We start from the raw sequence: 19,395 nt of genomic DNA on the forward strand, positions 1-19,395 counted from the left end.
GAGGCTTGAAAATAGGCTCAAAAACCCTATCTCATCAAAGACTTGCCGGGAGATACTTTGCGCTAGGCGCAATCCGTCTTTCGTGGCACAAATAGCCTGCATATCAGCGCCTTTTGCGCCGCTGATTCGGGCGACATCTCGAAGGCCTCTCATGACAGAACCTGCTCGGCAGACGCCTGCCGAAAACGAACCCTCAAATCCGAGCGATTACGGGGCGGAATCGATCCGCGTGCTGAAGGGTCTCGACGCCGTTCGCAAGCGCCCCGGCATGTATATCGGCGACACCGATGACGGCTCGGGCCTGCATCACATGGTCTACGAGGTCGTGGACAACGCGATCGACGAGGCGCTCGCGGGTCATGCTACGCGCGTGGACGTCGTACTCAATGCCGACAATTCCGTCACCGTGCGCGACGACGGCCGCGGCATTCCCGTCGACATCCACAAGGGCGAAGGCATCTCGGCAGCCGAGGTCATCATGACCCAGCTCCATGCCGGCGGTAAGTTCGACCAGAATTCCTACAAGGTTTCCGGCGGCCTGCACGGCGTCGGCGTCTCCGTCGTCAACGCGCTGTCGAGCAAGCTCGGCTTGCGCATCTGGCGCGACAACAAGGAACACTACATCGAATTCGCCCATGGCGATGCGGTCGCGCCGCTCAAGGTGGTCGGCGACGCGCCCGGCAGGCGCGGCACCGAGGTGACGTTCCAGGCCTCGACCGAAACCTTCAAGAACATCGAGTATGATTTCGCCACGCTGGAGCACCGGCTGCGCGAGCTCGCCTTCCTCAACTCCGGCGTCAACATCGCCCTCTCCGACATGCGTCACGCCGTCGAGAAGCGCGAGGAGATGCACTATTCCGGCGGCGTCGAGGAATTCGTCAAATATCTCGACCGCAACAAGAAGGCGATCGTGCCGGCGCCGATCATGGTGCGCGCGGAAGCCAACGGCATCGGCGTCGAGGCCGCGTTGTGGTGGAACGACAGCTACCACGAGAACGTGCTGTGCTTCACCAACAACATCCCGCAGCGCGACGGCGGGACCCATCTCGCCGGCTTCCGCGGTGCGCTGACGCGCCAGGTCAACGGCTATGCGGAGGCCAACGCGAAAAAGGAAAAGATCGCGCTCACCGGCGACGATTGCCGCGAAGGCCTCACCGCCGTTCTTTCGGTGAAGGTGCCGGACCCTAAATTCTCGTCGCAGACCAAGGACAAGCTGGTGTCCTCGGAAGTGCGCCCCGTGGTCGAGAACGTGCTCAACGAGGCGCTGCAGGCCTGGTTCGAGGAGCATCCTTCCGAAGCCAAGATGATCGTCGGCAAGGTGATCCAGGCGGCAGCCGCCCGCGAAGCCGCGCGAAAGGCGCGCGAGCTGACGCGCAAGAGCCCGCTCTCGGTCTCCTCGCTGCCCGGCAAGCTTGCCGATTGCCAGGAGAAGGACCCGGCGAAATCCGAGCTCTTCATCGTCGAGGGTGACTCGGCAGGTGGCAGCGCCAAGCAGGGCCGCAACCGCGAATTCCAGGCTGTGCTGCCGTTGCGCGGCAAGATCCTCAATGTCGAACGCGTGCGTCCCGACAAGATGCTGGGCAGCGAGCAGATCGGCACGCTGATCACCGCGCTCGGCACCGGCATCAGCGACGAGTTCTCGATCGAGAAGCTGCGCTATCACAAGATCATCGTGATGACGGACGCCGACGTCGACGGCGCCCACATCCGCACGCTGCTGCTCACTTTCTTCTACCGGCAAATGCGCGAGATCATCGACGGCGGCTACCTCTACATCGCCCAGCCGCCGCTCTATAAGGTCAACCGCGGCAAGTCCGAGCAATATTTGAAGGACGAGCGGGCGCTGGAAGATTATCTGATCGACACCGGGCTAGACGATTGCCTCTATATTCCCGGCAGCGGCGGCGATCGCACCGGCCGCGACCTGCGCTCGCTAGTCGACGACGCCCGCGCCGTCCGCGGTATCCTGCGCAGCCTGCACACCCGCTATAATCGCAAGGTGATCGAGCAGGCCGCCATCACCGGCGTGCTCAACAAGGCGATCTACGGCGATCCGGAGAAAGCAGCCGCCGCCGCGCAATACATCGCCGCCCGGCTCGACACACTCGCCGACGAGGTCGAGCGCGGCTGGATCGGTCAATATGCGGAAGGCCAGGGTTTCCAGTTCGAGCGCACGGTGCGCGGCGTCAAGGAAGTCGCCCTCATCGACGATGCCTTCCTGGGCTCGGTCGAAGCCCGCAAGCTCGACGAGTACACGGTGAAGCTCCAGGACGTTTATGCCCGCCCCGGCAAGCTGCGGCGCAAGGACGTCGAGCATATGGTCTACGGGCCGGTCGATCTGTTCGAGGCCGTCACCGACGCCGGCCGCAAGGGCGTCACGCTGCAGCGCTACAAAGGTCTGGGCGAGATGAACCCGGAACAGCTCTGGGAAACGACGCTGGATATCAATGCGCGATCGCTGCTCCAGGTGAAGGTCAAGGAGGTCGACGAGGCCGACGACATCTTCACCAAGCTGATGGGCGACGTGGTCGAACCGCGCCGCGACTTCATCCAGGAACATTCGCTGAGCGCGACGATCGATATCTGAGATCGGTCGTACCGGCGATCTTGTTGCGGCCCATCCTTCGCGCGCCCGCTTTGGCGGGCTCCTCAGGATGAGGTCTCGCTTCGCGCGAAACTCTAAACCCTCATGGTGAGGAGCGCCGCCTGCGGCGCGTCTCGAACCACGAGGCCGAGCCGTCAGGAGCTTGTGCTCGGCTCCCCCTGAACCTCACCACCCGCGATCGCGACGAAGTGGCATGAACCCGCGAGACCTGTTCCGGCCGGGAAGCGCCACGCCATGACCAGCTCCGTAGCAACCAGTTCCGCTGTGCCATCTCGCCGTCTGGGCATCATCGGCAGCATTGTCGGCATGCTGGCGCTGATGGCGGCGGTGTTGCCGCATTGGGTGGTGCCGCTCGTGTTTCCGCCACCACCGGCGGATCAGGTCATCGTCGACACCGGACACCGCATCAAGGACCGCGTGATCGCGCGGATGAAGGGCATGGAGTATCAGGCTCCGAAGGTCGAGAAATCGGCTGGACGAAGCTGGAGCGAAGCCTCCTCGGTCACCGCGATCTCGCTCGGCCTGCTCGCGATCCTGCTCTCGGTCCTTGCGCTCATTTTTCGGGAGGAACGGCTCCTCGCGGCCGTGGCGGCCACGCTCGGCACCGGCGCCGTCGCGATCGAAATCTCCTTTGTCGTGATCGGCGCGCTGATTCTGATCGCGATCCTCTATGTGGTGGCGAATATCATCGGGCTGTTTTAAGGCCCTTCGGACAGGCTCGAGCCGCGGCCGGCGCAATTGCTACCGCGCTCAATTCTCTGTAGTTTCCGCCTCGAAACCCGCCCCACCAACAGGACAGCGAGAACCCCGTGGCGCCCATCCAGTACATCGTCGAGGGCGGTCACCGGCTCTCGGGCTCGATCGAGCCGTCCGGCAACAAGAATTCGGCGCTGCCGATCATCGCCGCAGCCCTGCTCACCGAGCATCCGGTGACGCTGGAAAACGTGCCGCGGATCCGCGACACCGAGACGCTGGTCGAACTGATCCGCTCGGTCGGCGCGGCGGCGGAATGGACGGCCCGCAACACGCTTCATATTCACGCCAAGAGCATCCGCGCCGCCGATCTCGATCCTGAGCTGTGCGTCCGCATCCGCGCCTCGATCCTCCTCGCGGGCCCCCTGCTCGCCCGCTGCGGCGAAGTGATGCTGCCGCCGCCTGGCGGCGACGTCATCGGCCGCCGAAGGCTCGACACGCATGTGCTGGCGCTCGAGCAATTGGGGGCCAAGGTCACCGCGACCGACCGACTCGAATTCCGCGCTTCGAAACTGACCGGCGCCGACGTGTTCCTGGACGAGCCCAGCGTGACCGCGACCGAGAACGCGCTGGTCGCGGCCGTCGCCGCCGAAGGCACCACCTATTTGCGCAACGCCGCGTCCGAGCCGCATGTGCAGGACCTCGCCAACTTCCTGGTCGCGCTCGGCGCTGGAATCGAGGGCATCGGCACCAACACCATGATCGTGCACGGTCCGGCGACGCTGGGCGGTGCGACCTACCGGATCCAGCCCGACCATATCGAGGTCGGCTCGCTGATCGGGCTTGCGGCCGTGACGCGTTCGCCGCTTCGCATCACGCGCGCGGGCGTCGAGCATCTGCGCTCGATCCGGATGGGGTTCGAGCGGCTCGGCATCGTCTGCCGCATCGAGGGCGACGATCTCATCGTGCCCTCGAACCAGACGCTGAAGATCCAGGACGATTTCGGCGGCCACGTGCCGAAGCTGGAAGACCAGCCCTGGCCGGCCTTCCCGGCCGACCTGATGTCGATCGCAATCGTCACCGCAACGCAATGCGAGGGCGTGATCCTGATGTTCGAGAAGATGTTCGAATCGCGGATGTTCTTCGTCGACAAGCTGATCGCGATGGGCGCGCGCATCGTGCTGTGCGATCCGCATCGCGCCATCATCGCAGGGCCGAGCCGGCTGCACGGCGCGACGATGACCTCACCCGACATTCGCGCCGGAATGGCCATGCTGCTCGCGGCCGTCTGCGCCGAGGGCACCTCCACGATCAACAACGCCGACCAGATCGAGCGCGGCTACGAGCGCATCGACGAACGGCTGAATGCGCTCGGCGCGAAGATCAGGCGCGTGCCCGAACGGAAGGGGTGAGACGCTTTTCCCTTCTCCCCTTGCGGGAGAAGGTGGCGCGAAGCGCCGGATGAGGGGTTCTCTCCGCAAATTCACATCGCGAGAGATGGACTCGCGGAGACAACCCCTCACCCGTCTCGCCGCTACGCGGCAAGCCACCCTCTCCCGCAAGGGGAGAGGGGAAGAAGCGGAAGCCATGTTTTCGTCGCCCGGCTGTGCTATTGACCCGGCCATGCTCGACACCATCCAACCCCGTACGCAGCCGCAAGCCGGCGTGCCGCTAAATCCTCTCGCCGACGAATTCGTCGAGACGCTGCGGCTGGCCGTGCCGATGATGCTGACGCAGCTCGGGCAGATCGCGATGATCACGACCGATCTCGCGCTGATCGGGCGGCTCGGCGAGAGCGCGGTCGCAGCAGCAGCGCTGGCGCATACGGTCTATTTCGTCAGCTTCACCTTCGGGCTCGGATTGATGGCGGCGGTGTCGCCGCTGGTCGCGCAAGCCTTTGGCGCCGGCGATATCAGACGCATCCGCCGCTCCTTGCGCGTCGGCTTGTGGGTCGCGTTGCTGATCTCGCTGCCGATGATGGCCTCGCCGCTCTATGGCGAGCACATCCTGGTCGCACTCGGTCAGGCGCCGCACTCGGCCGCGCTCGCCCAGCGCTATCTGAACGGGCTGGCCTGGGGCATCGCGCCGGCGCTCGGCTTCATCGCGCTACGCAGCATGATGAGCGCGGTGAACCGGCCGCAGGCCCCGCTGTGGATCACGCTCGCGGCGATCCCCGTCAATGCCGCGCTGGTCTACGTCCTGATCCATGGCCTGTTCGGCCTGCCGGAGCTCGGCCTGTTCGGCGCGGGGCTTGCGACAACGCTGGTCAATCTCGGCACGTTCGTCGCCACGCTCGCCATTGCGGGCCTGCGCAAGCCGTTCGCGGACTATCGTCCGCTTGCCCATTTCTGGCGGATCGACTGGCCCCTGATGCGAAAACTGATCGCGATCGGCGCCCCGATCTCGTTCTCGCTGCTGCTGGAATACGGCCTGTTCTCTTCGGCGGCGCTGCTGATGGGCTTGATCTCGACCACTGCGCTCGCGGCGCATCAGATCGCGCTCCAGGTTACCGCCGTGCTGTTCATGGTCCCGCTCGGCATCGGCATGGCGGCCACGGTGCGGGTCGGCCATGCCTTCGGCCGCGGTGAGCCGCTCGCGGTGAAGCGCGCAGGTCTCGTCGCGGCCGTGATCGGGATCGCGTTCGTCTCGGCCCTGACCGTCGCGATCATCTTCGGCCGCTATCAGCTCGGACGGCTGTTCTTCGGGAGCGGCGATGCGAGCATGGCGAGCGTCGAGCTGACAGCGAAGCTGCTGCTGGTCGGCGCGACCTTCTTCATCGCCGATGCTATCCAGACCATCATGGGCGGCGCGCTGCGCGGCATCAATGACACCAGGATGACATTGGTATTCGCCGCGATCGGCTATTGGTGCGTGGGCTTTCCGATCGCCTGGTGGCTTGCCTTTCACGCCGATCTCGGCGCGGTCGGTGTCTGGATCGGATTGTCGATCGGATCGTTCGTCTATGCCGGACTTCTGATCTTGCGCTTCCGGATGCTGACGCGCAAACTGGCGGGATGAACGGAACCGTCCGCGAAGTCACTCCCAATGTCGATGCCGGCACGCTGCTGGCCGGTGCGCATTTCATCGACGCCTTTCGCGTGGAGATCGGCACAGCACCGGTGAATGCCCGCGAGGCCTGCACCAGGATGGTGTTGCACGGACTGCGCTGGATCGATGCACTGATGCGCCTGCGCAATATTCTGGTGGCGCCATTCGGTCTGAAGACATCGGGCGAGGGCGCGCCGGCGCCGGGCGGTTTGATCGGCCCGTTTCCGGTGCTCAGCGAAACGCCGGAACGGCTGGTCGCCGGCTTCGACGATTCCCACCTCGATTTTCGGCTCGTGGTCGATGTGACAGGCGAAGCGACGGGACGGCAGGTCACCTCGACTACCCTGGTGCGGACGCATAATCTGCTCGGCCGCAGCTACCTTGCGGTTATTATGCCCTTCCACAAGCTCGTGGTCCGCGGCATGATGAGCCGGATCGCGGAGCCGGCCCGATGACGTTCTCCGTCGATCTCTTCTACTCCTTCCGCAGCCCGTTCAGCTATCTGGCGCTGCCGAAAACGCTCAAGCTGGTCGAAACCTACGATCTGGCGGTGAATTTGCGGCCGGTCTATCCGCTCGCAGTCCGTGTGCCCGGGTTTTTCAAGAAGGCCAGCCCGAACTTCATTCGCTATGTGGTGCTCGACAGCACGCGCGTGGCGCAGCACGAGGGCATTCCGTTCCGCTTTCCGAGGCCAGATCCGATCGTGCAGGACAAGGTGACGTTCGATGTCGCGGCGGAGCAGCCCTACATCCACCGCCTGACCCGGCTTGGTGCCATGGCGCAGCTCGAGGACCGCTCGCTCGCATTCACCGATGCGATCGCCCGCGTGCTGTGGGACGGCTCGGTGGCGGGCTGGAATGAGGGCGATCATCTCGCGCGCGCCGCCGACAAGGCCGGCTTTGATCTCGCCGCAATGGATGCCGCGATCACCGCAGACCCGGATCGCTACGAGCAGGTGATCACGGAGAACGAGAAGGACCATGCCGGCTCCGGCCATTGGGGCGTACCGACCTTCGTGTTCGACAACGAGCCGTTCTTCGGCCAGGACCGCATCGATTTGCTGGTCTGGCGCATGGAAGGCAAGGGCTTGATGCGGAGTTAGCTCACTCCGCCACGCGCGCGGGCTTGTCGGCCGCGGCCTCCGACCATTCGCCGACGACGCGATCGAGATCGCAGAGATTCTGGTGCATCTGCTCCAGCGAAAAGCCGAGCGCGAAAAAGCGCTCCGCGGTGTCGCTGGGCTGGCCCCGGATCAGGCCGTCCTGGCGCACGGCGGCGACCGCCTCGGCATAGTGCTGGAGCGCGACATGCACGGGGTGGATCGGCGGCGCGCCGGCGCCTTCGCGCAAGGCCGCGGCGGCCGAACGCAGGAAGCGCGCGATCACGGTCGAGACTTCCGTCAGCGGCGCGGCAAGCCGTGTCTGCACCTCGGCCGGCAACGGCACCACGGTCGCGCGGCCGATCATCACGACGTCATGGCGCAGCCGCAAGATCGTGCGCAACAACGGGCCGGTGTCCGGCCCGCTCGACAATCGCGCCGAGCGCTCGCGCTCGGCTTCGGCACCGATGGTGTTCATGCCGACCATTGCGGTGCCGATACCGTCCTGAATCCGATGCAGCGCGTCGTTGTCCCGGCCGCGCGTCAGGCCCGCGAGCAATTCGGTGAAGGCCTCCGCGATCAGTTCGAGCAGCTTCGCCGCGCTGGCGCGGATTTGCCGCACCGCGCGCGATGGCAGCACCAGGAAGGAGACCAGCAACCCAGTGATGGCGCCGACCGCGACTTCGCTGACGCGATCGATCGCCGAGGCCATGGGATCGGCATGATGCATCGACGGAAGCACGAGCACGATCACGGCCGTCACCGTTGCAGAGCTCAGATTGGGATAGATCGATGCGACAAAGGCAAGCGGCGCCACGGCCAGCACCAGCAGACCCAGCAGGCCCAGTTCACCGGAATAGGGGATCAGGATCGCGATAGCGCCGCCATAAATCGCGCCGCCGATGGTGCCGAGCATGTAATCGCGCGTCGCCTTCAGCGAGCGCCCGACGCTCATCTGGGTCACGATGATGGAGGTGAGGACGGCCCAGAGCGGCAACAAGAGATGCAGCGCGGTGGCGAGCGCGTAGGCGCCGGTGGCCGCCACCGTGACCCGGATCGCCAACCCCAATTGGGTCTTTCGCGACCAGACCCGGTCGAACAGCTCTCCTGCGAATGCCATGGTCGCGTATCCCGGTCCAACTCTGGTAAAGCCAGCCAAAAGCATAGCTGATGCCCGCGGCCCCGAGGCCGCTTGAAAGGCCAAATCAGCCCGCCTAACTTGCGCGCCAAAACGAGGAAACACGATGGCTCACGAAACCGCAACGCTCGCCGCCTATGTCGCCAACCTGAAATTCCAGGATATTCCGGCGGAAGTGCTGGATCGCGCAAAAGTGCTGACGCTGGACTTCCTTGGCAGCGCGATCAGGGCCCGCAGCGAAGCGGAATCGACCCCCTCGATCCTGAAGATGCTGGAGGCGCTCGCGCTCGACACCAAAGGCGAATCCACCGTGTTCGGCGACAGCAAGACCTGGACGCCGGCAGTCGCGGCGCTGCTCAACGGCGCGCTCGGCCATTCCCTCGACTTCGACGACACCCATGCGGACTCCTCGCTGCACCCGAGCGCCCCGGTGGTTCCGGCCGCCTTCGCCATCGGCGAGATGGTCGGCGCGTCGGGCCGCGACGTGCTGACCGCGATCGTTGCGGGCTATGAGGTCTGCTGCCGGCTCGGCAACGCGCTCGACCCGACCTCGCATTATGCCCGCGGCTTTCATCCGACCGCCACCGCCGGCACCTATGGCGCAGCCGCGGCCGCCGGCAAACTGTTTGGCCTGTCCGAGCAACAGCTCATCGCCGCCTTCGGCGTCGCCGGCAGCCAGGCCGCGGGCTCGCTGCAATTCCTGGTCAACGGCGCCTGGAACAAGCGCTACCAGGTCGGCGCCGCCGCGATGAATGGCGTGATCGCCGCGACGCTGGCGCGCAACGATTTCGTCGGCGCGACGGAATCGGTCGAGGGCAAGCACGGCCTGCTCGCCGGCTACACCGACGATGCGCATCCCGACAAGGCGGTCGCCGAGCTCGGCAAGACCTACGAGACCATGAAGATCGGCGTGAAGCCGTATCCAAGCTGCCGCTACACCCACGCCGCGATCGACGCGCTGATCGCGATGCGGCGCGAGCACAATCTGACGCCCGATCAGGTCAAGCGCGTCGAGATCGGCCTGCATCGCAACGGCATCACGCTCACCGGCGACGCCGCGACCAAGCGGCACCCGACCTCGATCGTCGGCGGCCAGTTCTCGATGTTCTTCACCGGCGCGCTCGCGCTCGACCAGGGCTCATTTGGCTGGGACGACTACAACCGCCTGGGCGACGCAGCCATCGACGCGCTCGCCGACAAGTTCGACGTGGTGCAGGACGACCGCCTCGAGATCGGCCGCACCCACCCCTTCGGCGCGCGCGTGAGTATCACCACCGACGACGGCGTGCATGAGCGGCTCTATGCCGATCCCTCGGGAGAGCCGACCTCCTTCCCCGATGCGCAGGCGATGCAGCAGAAGTTTTTGACGCTGGCCCGCCCGGTGCTGAACGCGCGCGCGGAGAAATTCGCGGACGCGATCATGACGCTGGAGCGGTTCGATCGCGTGGCGAAGGCGACGGAGCTGGGGCGTTAGTAGAATTGCGCTACACGAGCGGTGCACCCTCGCCCCTTGTGGGAGAGGGTGGCTCGCCGCGCAGCGGCGAGACGGGTGAGGGGTTCTCTCCGCGAGCACACCTCTCACAATTGCGCTTGCGGAAGCATACCCCTCATCCGGCGCTTCGCGCCACCTTCTCCCACAAGGGGAAGGGAAGAGAGCACCTCAATTCGTCCGCGCCAACTTTCCCTTCTCGCGCGTAGCCGCAACCACGTCGCGCACCAGATCGAACACACCGTCCGCTTCTGGCGGTGCGTTCGGGGAACGGCCTAAACGCACGATCACCAGACGTTCCGACGGAATCACGATCGTATACTGCCCGATCGTGCCCTTGGCGAAGAAGGCATCGCGCGGCCAGCCGTGCTTGACGCGGAAGGTCGCGCCAAAGCTGTCGCCCTGGTTGGTCCAGAAGCCGGCGCCGATACCGACCCACGCGCCTGGCGTCGCCGACGCCGAGTAATTCACCCAGCCCTCGGGCAGGATGCGCCGGCCGCCGACGACGCCATCGTTGAGATAGAGCTGGCCGAACCGTGCCCAGTCGCGCGCGGATGCGAGCATCTCGCTCGACCCCTTGATCGTGCCGGCGCCGTCGAGCTGGAGCGTGACGTGGCGCATGCCGAGCGGCGCGAACAATTCGCGGCGCGCGAAGGCAAGCGCATCGGCTGGATTGCCGCCGACGGCGTTGCGGATCAGACGCGCGAGCATGATGGTGTTGCCGTCGTGATAATTCCACACGGTGCCCGGCGCGGTCGCAAGCGGCATGCTCGCGGCATAGGTGACCATATCGCCTTCGATGAATTTCATGCGATTGACCGGCTCGAAGGCGGAGCCGAGCGAGGCCTGAAGCGAGCTGCCGAGCGCCAGGCCCGCGGTGTGGCGCAGCAGCTGATCGACGCTGATGGCGTGACGCGGATCGTCCGGATTTGTCCAGGCGGCGACCGGTGCGGGCTCGTCGAGCTTCAGTCTGCCCTGGCGCACGAGGATCCCGGTGAGAGCCGAGATCACGGACTTGGTCATGGAGAAGCCGAGCAGCGGCGTCTCCGGTCCGATGCCGTCCGCATAGCGCTCCGCGATGATGCGGCCCGATTTCATGACGACGATCGCGCGGGTGCGGCGGAAGGGCGGCGATGTCGGCTCGGCGAACCCGCGGTCGAGCGCGGCTGACAGCTTCGGGCTTTGTGGCGATACGACCGCGGGCCCGGCGATCTCGGGCAGCAAAGCCGGCTGCCTGTCATCAGGCGGCAGCCTGACGTCGGCGATATCAGTGCCGTGCTCGAGCGTGCAGCCGAGGCCCTCGCGATAGACGGCATGGCTGCGGCCAATGCCGAACAGCGTCACCGTGACGTCCTTGCGTGCGCGATCGACCTGATACTCCATCGCCCAGGTGAGCAGACCGGCGCCCGGCATCGCATCGGCGGTCTCGGACAAATTACGCCTGACATCGAGGCCCGAGACAAACGTCTCGGAACAGAGCACGTCGGCGATGAAGCCGGTGGCGACCTTGGGTACGTCATGGGCGCGAACCGCGCCGAGCGCGAGGCCGGCAAAGACGACGGTGGTGGTGAGAAGGACAATCTTGCGGCGGCGGGTCACAGGCTTGCTCCGGCTTGAGGCGTGTGCCGGAGACGAGGCGGCATTCACGCGATGCCCGCTCGCCGGATCTGGAAACGGCGTAGCCGAAAACCGCGAGACGCTCGCCGATTCCAAAATAACCTAGATGTTTCAGTGCACTAAAGATTAGACAGCATTCACCTTGAGCCGCCGATATTCCGTCGGCGTCACGCCGGTCACGGCCTTGAAGGCGCGGTTGAAGGGGCCGAGCGACTGGAAGCCGGAATCCATCGCGATGGTGATGACGGGGACCTCGGCTTGGGCGGGATCGGCCAGCGCGGCCTTGGCCTCCTCGATCCGGTGGTTGTTCAGGAACACATTGAAATTGCGGTAGCCGAGCCTCTGGTTGATCAGCCGCCGCAGCCGGTATTCGGGAATTTTCAGCCGGCCCGCCAGCACGCCGATGCTGATGTTCTCCTGCCGATAGATCCGCTCGTCCGCCATCAGCCGCATCAGGGCGTCGATGAGCTTTTGGTCGGCGGCGTCCTCGCCAACAGGCTGGCTCGCCGCGATCGCCGGCGCAGCATCCGTGGCGGCTGGAAACAGGTCGGCGCCATCCACGCGCATCATCGCATAGGCGATGGCCGCGACGATGCTGGCGAGCATGCCGGTATTGACGGTGTTGGCGACATCGCCGACGTCGCTGCCGACGACGAGGATCTGGAGCAGCGCGTTCAATCCGCCATAGAGCGCGGCGGCACAGACGATGAAGACGCGAACGCGACGGCGGCGCTCGACCAGATCGGCCGACCATGAGGCGATCGTCTGCATGATCGCGAGCGCAATGAAGCCGAGCACGATCAGGTTCACCGCGGTGACGGCGAACCGGACATGTCCGCTCGGTGCGATCCAGAGACAGCTGACGAAGCTGAAGGCTGTCACCAACCCCCAGGTCAATCCGTGCCGCCGGTGCAGGCGAAACTCGTCGTCGAACAGCGCGCGCGTGAACAGCCAGAACACCACGATATTGCCGGTCGACAACGCAATCAGCGGCGCATGCCATGCCGGGACCAACGACGATATTCCGACGGAATAGCTCGCGGCATGCGCGGCCGAGCCGAGCGCAAAGGCCGCACCGAGCCGGGCTGCCAGCACATTGCGGAAATCGCTGACAAGCGATGCCGTCAGCACTAATAGCAACGCCACAGAAGCGGCGCGGAATGCGAGTTCAAGGGCGGCTGATGTCATCAGATGCTGTGGCCATCGGTATGGGCGAGCCGAACATCGTCCGTCGGGTTGATTTTTTCAAGCACCATCCGCACCACAGCTGTCATCGTCCGGCTTGACCGGACGATCCAGTACTCCGAGACGGTCATGATTGAACCGATAGGCCGCGGCGTACTGGATCGCCCGCTTTCGCGGACGATGACAGTCGTGCATGCGGCACTGCTGCCGTCACAACGTCTGAACCCGGCTTTGTCGCGACGGCGGTGTAAATTTCTGCTAGCGTCGGGACCAAGAAAGCCAAAAGGAGTCCATCATGAGCTGGCAACCCTCGAACGATCCCGTGCTCGGCGATCCCATGTCCTGCGATGCGCTCGATCTCGTCATCGTGCCGCGCACGCGCGATCTCGGCGACGGCTTCGCGGTGCGGCGCGCGTTGCCGCACGGCAAGCGGCAGATGGTGGGGCCGTTCATCTTCTTCGACCATTTCGGGCCGGTGCAATTCGTCTCCGGCAAGGGTATGGACGTGCGGCCGCATCCGCATATCGGGCTTGCCACTGTCACCTATCTGTTCGACGGCGCGATCATGCATCGCGACAGTGAGGGCAACATCCAGGATATCCAGCCCGGCGCGATGAATTTGATGACAGCCGGCCGCGGCATCGCGCATTCCGAGCGTACGCCGGATGTACAACGCGCCTCGGGGCAGAAGATGCTGGGCCTGCAAAGCTGGATCGCGCTGCCGGCGGGATCGGAAGAGATCGCGCCGTCGTTCCAGCATTACGGCGCGGGTGACCTGCCGATGGTCTCCGAGCGCGACTTCACCGCGAAGGTGATCGCGGGCTCGGCCTTCGGCATCACCTCGCCTGTGTCGATGGTTTCGCCATGGTTCTATACCGAGGTCACGGCGGTCGGGGGCGCCACCGTGCCGCTCGATCCTGATCACGAGGAGCGCGCCATCTACGTCGTCGACGGCGAGGTCGAGATCGCGAACGAGCGCTACGAGGGGCCGCGACTGCTGATCTTCCGTCCGGGCGACCGCATCACGGTGAAGGCGCTCAAGGCCACGCGGATGATGTTTCTGGGCGGCGATGCCCTGGAGGGCCCGCGCCACATCTGGTGGAATTTCGTGTCCTCCAGCAAGGAGCGGATCGAGCAGGCCAAGCAGGACTGGAAAACCGGCCGCTTCGCGGCAGTTCCGCAGGAACATGAGTTCATTCCGCTGCCGGAATAGGCTATCCCGGTTTTCCGGTCGCGCGATCAGGTGCGGCCGGATTCCCAGTCGCAAGGCCTTGCTCCGAAAGTTCTGCCGATGACCGCCATGCTCTCCAGCGACCTGCCCCTGCCCAAGATCGGGCGCGGCAAGGTGCGCGATATCTACGCCGTCGATGACGACCGCCTGCTGCTCGTCACCACCGACCGCATCAGCGCCTTCGACGTCGTGATGGGCGAGACCATCCCGATGAAGGGCGCGGTGCTGACGCAAATCAGCGCGTTCTGGTTCAACGAGCTCGAAGGCGTAGTGCCGCATCACATGATCAGCGCCGACACCGACGAGATCATCGGCGCCGTGCCGGACTTGAAGCCGCATCGCGCAGAAATTCTCGGCCGCGCCATGCTGTGCCGCCGGACCACGGTGTTTCCGATCGAATGCGTGATCCGCGGTTATCTCTCGGGATCGGCGTGGAAGGAATATGCGGCAAGCGGCACGCTGGCCGGCGAGAAGCTGAAGGCGGGTCTCGTCGAGAGCGAGAAGCTGGAGCCTTCGATCTTCAGCCCGGCGACCAAGGCCGAGACCGGCCATGACGAGAACATCACCATCGCGAAGATGCGCGAGGTCGTCGGCGACGAGACGGCCTACACGCTCGAGAGCATGACCCGCGCGATCTACACTCTCGGCGAGGAGCTCGCCCGCGAGCAGGGCATCATCATCGCCGACACCAAGTTCGAATTCGGCCGCGACAAGGACGGCCGGATCATCCTGATCGACGAAGTCATGACGCCGGATAGTTCGCGCTTCTGGGCCGTCGACGCCTACAAGCCGGGCCAGCCGCAGGCGAGCTTCGACAAGCAGCCCTTGCGCGACTATCTCGACGTCGAACGCCGCGCCGGCCGCTGGAACGGCGACGCTCCGCCGCCGCCTTTGCCGGCAAGCGTGGTGGACGCGACCAGCAAGCGGTATCTGGAAGCGTATTGCCGGGTGACGGGAAGCGAGCTGAAGATTTAGCGCAGGCGCTATCGTCGTCCCGGCGGAGGCCGGGACCCCTACCGCGAGGTCTATCGATCGCTGACGGTTCTAATTCCGAACAATCGATCTTCGCCACACATCTGCCTGGGGGTATGGGTCCCGGCCTTCGCCGGGACGACACCGAGTATGTGTGCCTGCTCGGTGACTCTCCATCCGCCTGCTGCGCATGATTGGCCGTTCGCACGCCGTGGACCGCATCCTCACCGAATGCTCCCGAAACTGTCGGGTACTCCACATTTGAAAGAAAGTTGTTGCGCTACCGTCCGAGTCGTCTACCTCTCGGAGGGGAATATTCACGAGCGAGTGTCACGGCGTGACAGATCCAGCGATTGGCTTCACTCCGTCGACCGGGCTCAATCCGGCGCTCAAGCGCGCGCTGAATGATATATTGGGCGGGAGCGCCGCCAGCGTCCTGACCGTCACGTTCGGACTGTCCTACTCGCTGCTGATCTTCGCGGGGCCGCTGTCGCCCTATCTGTCCTACGGCATCACGGCAACTTTCGTCAGCTCCGCGGTGCTTGCGGCCGTCGTCGGGCTCGGCAGCTCCCTGCCCTTCGCGATTGCAGCCCCCGACAGCTCGACCGCGGCGGTGACGGGTATCCTGGCGGCCTCCGTGGTCGAACGCATCGAGACGGCGAACCTGTCGGCACCGTTGCTGTCGCCGATCCTGATCACGCTCGGCCTGTCGACCATGCTGACAGGATTGGTGCTGTGTGGACTAGGCCTGACGCGGCTTGGCCGCGCCATCCGCTACGTGCCTTATCCCGTGGTCGGCGGCTTCCTCGGCGCAACCGGACTTCTCATCGTCATGGGTGCGGTCCGGGTGATCACCGACCATCCGCTGCAATTCGCGACACTGTCGCACTTCGCCAACCGCACCATCTTGCTGGAGCTCGGTGCCGCCTGCGTGATGGCGCTGGTGCTGTATCTCACCTGGCACCGCTCGCGCAGCCCGTTCGGACTGCCGATCATCCTGGTCGCGGGCATGCTCACCGCGCATCTGGCGTTCTGGGTCACCGGCGTTTCCTTCGATGACGCGCGCACATTGGGCTGGACCTTTCAGCCCCCGCCGCAAGCGGCCTTCATGCTGCCCTGGCATACCGACGATCTCGCACGGTATCCCTGGTTTGCCATCCCGGACCTGCTTGGCAATGTCGTCGCCGTCATCTTCGTCACGGCCTCGAGCACGCTGTTCAACACCACCGGCATCGAGGTGGCCACGCATCGCGAAGCCAATCTGGAGTGTGAGCTGAACGTCACCGGCGCCGCCAATATCCTGACCGGCATGCTGGGCGGCTACCCAGGCTGCAGCTCGACCAGCCGCTCGATGCTGAATTTTTCCAGCGGCGGCCGCGGGCGTCTGTCCGGCCTCACCGTCGCGGCGCTGTCACTGCTGATGCTCGCTGTCGCGCCCGATCTGCTCGGCTTCATCCCCAAATTCGTGCTTGGCGGCCTGTTGCTCTATCTCGGCGCCGACCAGTTGCACAAATGGATCATCGAGTCGCGCAAGCGGCTGTCGAAGTTGGAATATCTGTCGCTGATCGCCATCATCGCGATCATCGTCGCCTGGGGTTTCGTGCCGGGCATCCTGATCGGCGTCATCATCGGCTGCGCGACGTTTGCATTCAGCGCCGCGCGGGTGGAGTCGATCAAATACAGTTTCGACGGCTCGGAGTACCGCTCCTCGCTCGACCGCTCGCGCGACGACCAGGACGTGCTGCTGGCCCATGGCGGCAAGATCCAAGGCCTCAATCTCCAGAGCTATCTGTTCTTCGGCTCGGCCAACCGGCTCTATCAGCACGTCAAGCGGCTGCTGCAGGAACGCCCCGAATGCCGCTATCTGCTGTTCGACTTCAAGCTCGTCACCGGCGTCGATTCATCGGCCGCGTATAGCTTTGCCCAGATCAAGCGCAGCGCTGGCGAACTGGGCGTCGAGCTGATCCTGGTGCATCTGTCGGCTGCGGCCGAGAAGGTGCTGCGCTCCAGCGACTTCGTCGGCGAGGGCGTCACCATCATTCCCGAGCTCGATCACGCGCTGGAATGGTGCGAAAACGAGCTCATCTCGCAGCATCAGGAGCTGGCGCAGGAAGAAGCCAGCCTGCGCGACTGGTTCACGCGAATGCTCGGCAGCGAGGACGGCGCCGACGAGCTGATCCGCCGCTGCCAGCGCATCGAGGTCGAAGCCGGCGAGGTCATCGTGCAGGCCGGCGATCCCGCCGATTCCATGCATTTCATCCTCGACGGGCGCGTCGGCATCATGATTCCGGCCGACGACGACCGCACCACGCGCGTGCGCAGCCTCGGCCGGTACACCACGATCGGCGAGATGGGGCTGGTGTCACGGACACCGCGTAGCGCCACCATCCAGGCCGAAGTCGACAGCGTGCTCTACGTGCTGAATACGCACCAGTTCGACGCCATCAAGACCGAGGATCCCGCGCTCAGCCACAAGCTGCTGACCTATTTCGTGTCCGTGATGGCGGAGCGGCTGACCTTTGCGAACCGGACGATCGCGGTGTTGAGGCGGTAATTAGCGCGTAGCCCGGATGGAGCGAAGCGCAATCCGGGATCGTGCCACAAACCACAGAGGCCCCGGATTACGCTTCGCTCCATCCGGGCTACGCCGCTAGCCTGCCGCACACTCGGATGTCGTCCTGGCGAAAGCCAGGTTTCGCCAGGACGACGAAGAAATGGCGAGCCCTACACCCCCGCCATCATCACGTATTTGATCTCGACATATTCTTCCATGCCGTGATGCGAGCCTTCGCGGCCGAGGCCGCTTTCCTTGACGCCGCCGAAGGGGGCGACTTCGGTGGTGATCAGGCCAGTGTTGACGCCGACCATACCGGATTCCAGCGCCTCGGCGACACGCCAGACGCGGCCGAGATCGCGGGAGTAGAAGTACGACGCCAATCCGAACGGCGAGGCGTTGCACATCGCGATGACGTCGGCCTCGTCCTTGAAGCGGATCACCGGTGCGAGCGGGCCGAAGGTTTCCTCCTGCGCCACCAGCGAGTCCGGCTTGACGTCGGCAAGGACGGTCGGCTCAAAGAACGAGCGCCCGAGTTCGCTGCGCTTGCCGCCGGTGACGACCTTGGCGCCGCGCTTGACGGCATCGGCGATGTGGCGCTCGACCTTGTCGACCGCTTTCAAATTGATCAGCGGACCCTGCGTGACGCCGGTTTCCGTGCCATCGCCGATCTTCATCGCCGCAACCTTCTTCGACAGCTTCTGCACGAACTCGTCGTAGATCTTGTCCTGGGCGTAGAGGCGGTTGGCGCAGACGCAGGTCTGGCCCATGTTGCGGTATTTCGAGACAATTGCGCCTTCGACCGCCGCATCGATATCGGCGTCATCGAACACCACGAACGGAGCGTTGCCGCCGAGCTCAAGGCCGAGCCGCTTCACACCGACGGAGGCCTGCCGGTAGAGAATTTTGCCGACCGCGGTCGAGCCGGTAAAGCCGACGAAACGCACGGCCGGATGCTCGCACAGCACCTTGCCGATCGGCGCTGCATCGCCGGTGATGATGTTGAGCACGCCCCTGGGGATGCCGGCCTTCTCGGCGAGCACGGCCAGCGCCAAGGCCGAGAGTGGCGTCTCGTTGGCGGGCTTCAGCACCACGGTGCAGCCCGCGGCCAGCGCCGGCGAGACCTTTCGGGTGATCATCGAGTTCGGGAAATTCCACGGTGTGATGGCGCCGCAGACGCCGATCGGCTGCTTGATCGCAAGCAGGCGCGCATCGGGCCGCTGGGTCGGGATGGTCTCGCCATAGACGCGGCGGGCCTCCTCGGCGAAAAACTCGATATAGGCGGCGCCGATGTCGACCTCGCCGAGCGCTTCGGCGAGCGGCTTGCCCTGCTCGGAGGTGAGGATCAGCGCGAGGTCCTCGCGATTGGCGACAATCAGCTCGAACCATTTGCGCAAAATATTGGAGCGCTGCTTGGCAGTGTGCTTGGCCCAGGCTGGGAACGCGCGTTCGGCCGCTTCGACCGCCCTGGTGGCATCATCCGCGGAGAGCTGCGGAACCTTTGCAAGCTCGACGCCGGTCGCGGGATTGTTGACGGCGAAGCCCGGCGAGCCGACCCAGGCGCCGTCGATGTAGCAGGCCTCCTTCAGAAGCGACGGGTCCTTCAACCGGTCGCGCAGATTGGACGTGGCGTGCTGAGCAAGTGCGGTGGCGGTCGGGGTCATGGCGTTGCTCCCAGAGGGCTTTTCAGGTTCGCCCGCAATATAGGGACAGGCGGCGCGCAATGCACCGTCCCGCAACGCGCATCTGCTGGAAGCCAGGCTC

At 65.0% G+C, this 19,395-nt stretch carries 14 protein-coding genes; 10 read left to right on the forward strand and 4 right to left on the reverse strand.

Annotation, left to right across the window (positions count from 1 at the left end):
* Positions 1–151: 151 nt before the first annotated feature.
* From gyrB to GWG67_RS08515, 6 genes are all read left to right on the forward strand, one after another.
* Positions 152–2,587, forward strand: coding sequence for a DNA topoisomerase (ATP-hydrolyzing) subunit B (gene gyrB, locus GWG67_RS08490; protein ID WP_275168715.1), 2,436 nt, complete (start codon positions 152–154; stop codon positions 2,585–2,587).
* A gap of 252 nt (positions 2,588–2,839) precedes the next feature.
* Entirely contained in the window at positions 2,840–3,307 is a 468-nt protein-coding gene (locus tag GWG67_RS08495) for a hypothetical protein (protein ID WP_275168716.1), read from the forward strand.
* Between the two features lie 107 nt (positions 3,308–3,414).
* Positions 3,415–4,710: a UDP-N-acetylglucosamine 1-carboxyvinyltransferase gene (gene murA, locus GWG67_RS08500; RefSeq protein WP_275168717.1), complete on the forward strand. Its 1,296-nt coding sequence runs from the start codon at positions 3,415–3,417 to the stop codon at positions 4,708–4,710.
* Between the two features lie 211 nt (positions 4,711–4,921).
* Positions 4,922–6,316 (forward strand): MATE family efflux transporter, encoded by a 1,395-nt coding sequence (locus GWG67_RS08505; protein WP_275168719.1) that lies wholly within the window; start codon positions 4,922–4,924, stop codon positions 6,314–6,316.
* On the forward strand, positions 6,313–6,801 hold the full coding sequence (locus GWG67_RS08510; RefSeq protein ID WP_275168721.1) for a DUF2867 domain-containing protein: 489 nt from the start codon (positions 6,313–6,315) through the stop codon (positions 6,799–6,801). The genes GWG67_RS08505 and GWG67_RS08510 overlap by 4 nt, the downstream gene beginning before the upstream one ends.
* A complete protein-coding gene (locus tag GWG67_RS08515; protein ID WP_275168723.1) occupies positions 6,798–7,448 on the forward strand; it encodes a 2-hydroxychromene-2-carboxylate isomerase in 651 nt (216 codons plus the stop codon). The genes GWG67_RS08510 and GWG67_RS08515 overlap by 4 nt, the downstream gene beginning before the upstream one ends.
* Position 7,449: 1 nt before the next feature.
* Here GWG67_RS08515 and GWG67_RS08520 read toward each other — a convergent pair whose 3' ends face one another.
* Positions 7,450–8,565 (reverse strand): aromatic acid exporter family protein, encoded by a 1,116-nt coding sequence (locus GWG67_RS08520; protein WP_275168725.1) that lies wholly within the window; start codon positions 8,563–8,565, stop codon positions 7,450–7,452.
* A 124-nt stretch (positions 8,566–8,689) separates the two neighbouring features.
* Here GWG67_RS08520 and GWG67_RS08525 point away from each other — a divergent pair, with 124 nt between their 5' ends.
* A complete protein-coding gene (locus tag GWG67_RS08525) occupies positions 8,690–10,057 on the forward strand; it encodes an MmgE/PrpD family protein (RefSeq protein ID WP_275168726.1) in 1,368 nt (455 codons plus the stop codon).
* A 186-nt stretch (positions 10,058–10,243) separates the two neighbouring features.
* Here the strand turns inward: GWG67_RS08525 and GWG67_RS08530 are convergent, their stop codons facing one another.
* Positions 10,244–11,671 (reverse strand): serine hydrolase, encoded by a 1,428-nt coding sequence (locus tag GWG67_RS08530; RefSeq protein ID WP_275168728.1) that lies wholly within the window; start codon positions 11,669–11,671, stop codon positions 10,244–10,246.
* 144 nt (positions 11,672–11,815) lie between these two features.
* On the reverse strand, positions 11,816–12,877 hold the full coding sequence (locus GWG67_RS08535; protein WP_275168730.1) for a helix-turn-helix domain-containing protein: 1,062 nt from the start codon (positions 12,875–12,877) through the stop codon (positions 11,816–11,818).
* A 292-nt stretch (positions 12,878–13,169) separates the two neighbouring features.
* Here GWG67_RS08535 and GWG67_RS08540 point away from each other — a divergent pair, with 292 nt between their 5' ends.
* From GWG67_RS08540 to GWG67_RS08550, 3 genes are all read left to right on the forward strand, one after another.
* On the forward strand, positions 13,170–14,087 hold the full coding sequence (locus GWG67_RS08540) for a pirin family protein (RefSeq protein ID WP_275168732.1): 918 nt from the start codon (positions 13,170–13,172) through the stop codon (positions 14,085–14,087).
* 78 nt (positions 14,088–14,165) lie between these two features.
* Positions 14,166–15,080, forward strand: coding sequence for a phosphoribosylaminoimidazolesuccinocarboxamide synthase (locus tag GWG67_RS08545; RefSeq protein WP_275168734.1), 915 nt, complete (start codon positions 14,166–14,168; stop codon positions 15,078–15,080).
* Between the two features lie 334 nt (positions 15,081–15,414).
* Complete coding sequence (locus tag GWG67_RS08550; RefSeq protein WP_275168735.1) at positions 15,415–17,631, forward strand: SLC26A/SulP transporter family protein; 2,217 nt, start codon at positions 15,415–15,417, stop codon at positions 17,629–17,631.
* 170 nt (positions 17,632–17,801) lie between these two features.
* Here the strand turns inward: GWG67_RS08550 and GWG67_RS08555 are convergent, their stop codons facing one another.
* Complete coding sequence (locus GWG67_RS08555; protein WP_275168736.1) at positions 17,802–19,295, reverse strand: NAD-dependent succinate-semialdehyde dehydrogenase; 1,494 nt, start codon at positions 19,293–19,295, stop codon at positions 17,802–17,804.
* Between the last annotated feature and the right edge of the window lie 100 nt (positions 19,296–19,395).

The sequence above is a fragment of the Bradyrhizobium sp. CSS354 genome, from assembly GCF_029051725.1.
In the GTDB taxonomy this organism is placed as follows: Bacteria; Pseudomonadota; Alphaproteobacteria; order Rhizobiales; family Xanthobacteraceae; genus Bradyrhizobium.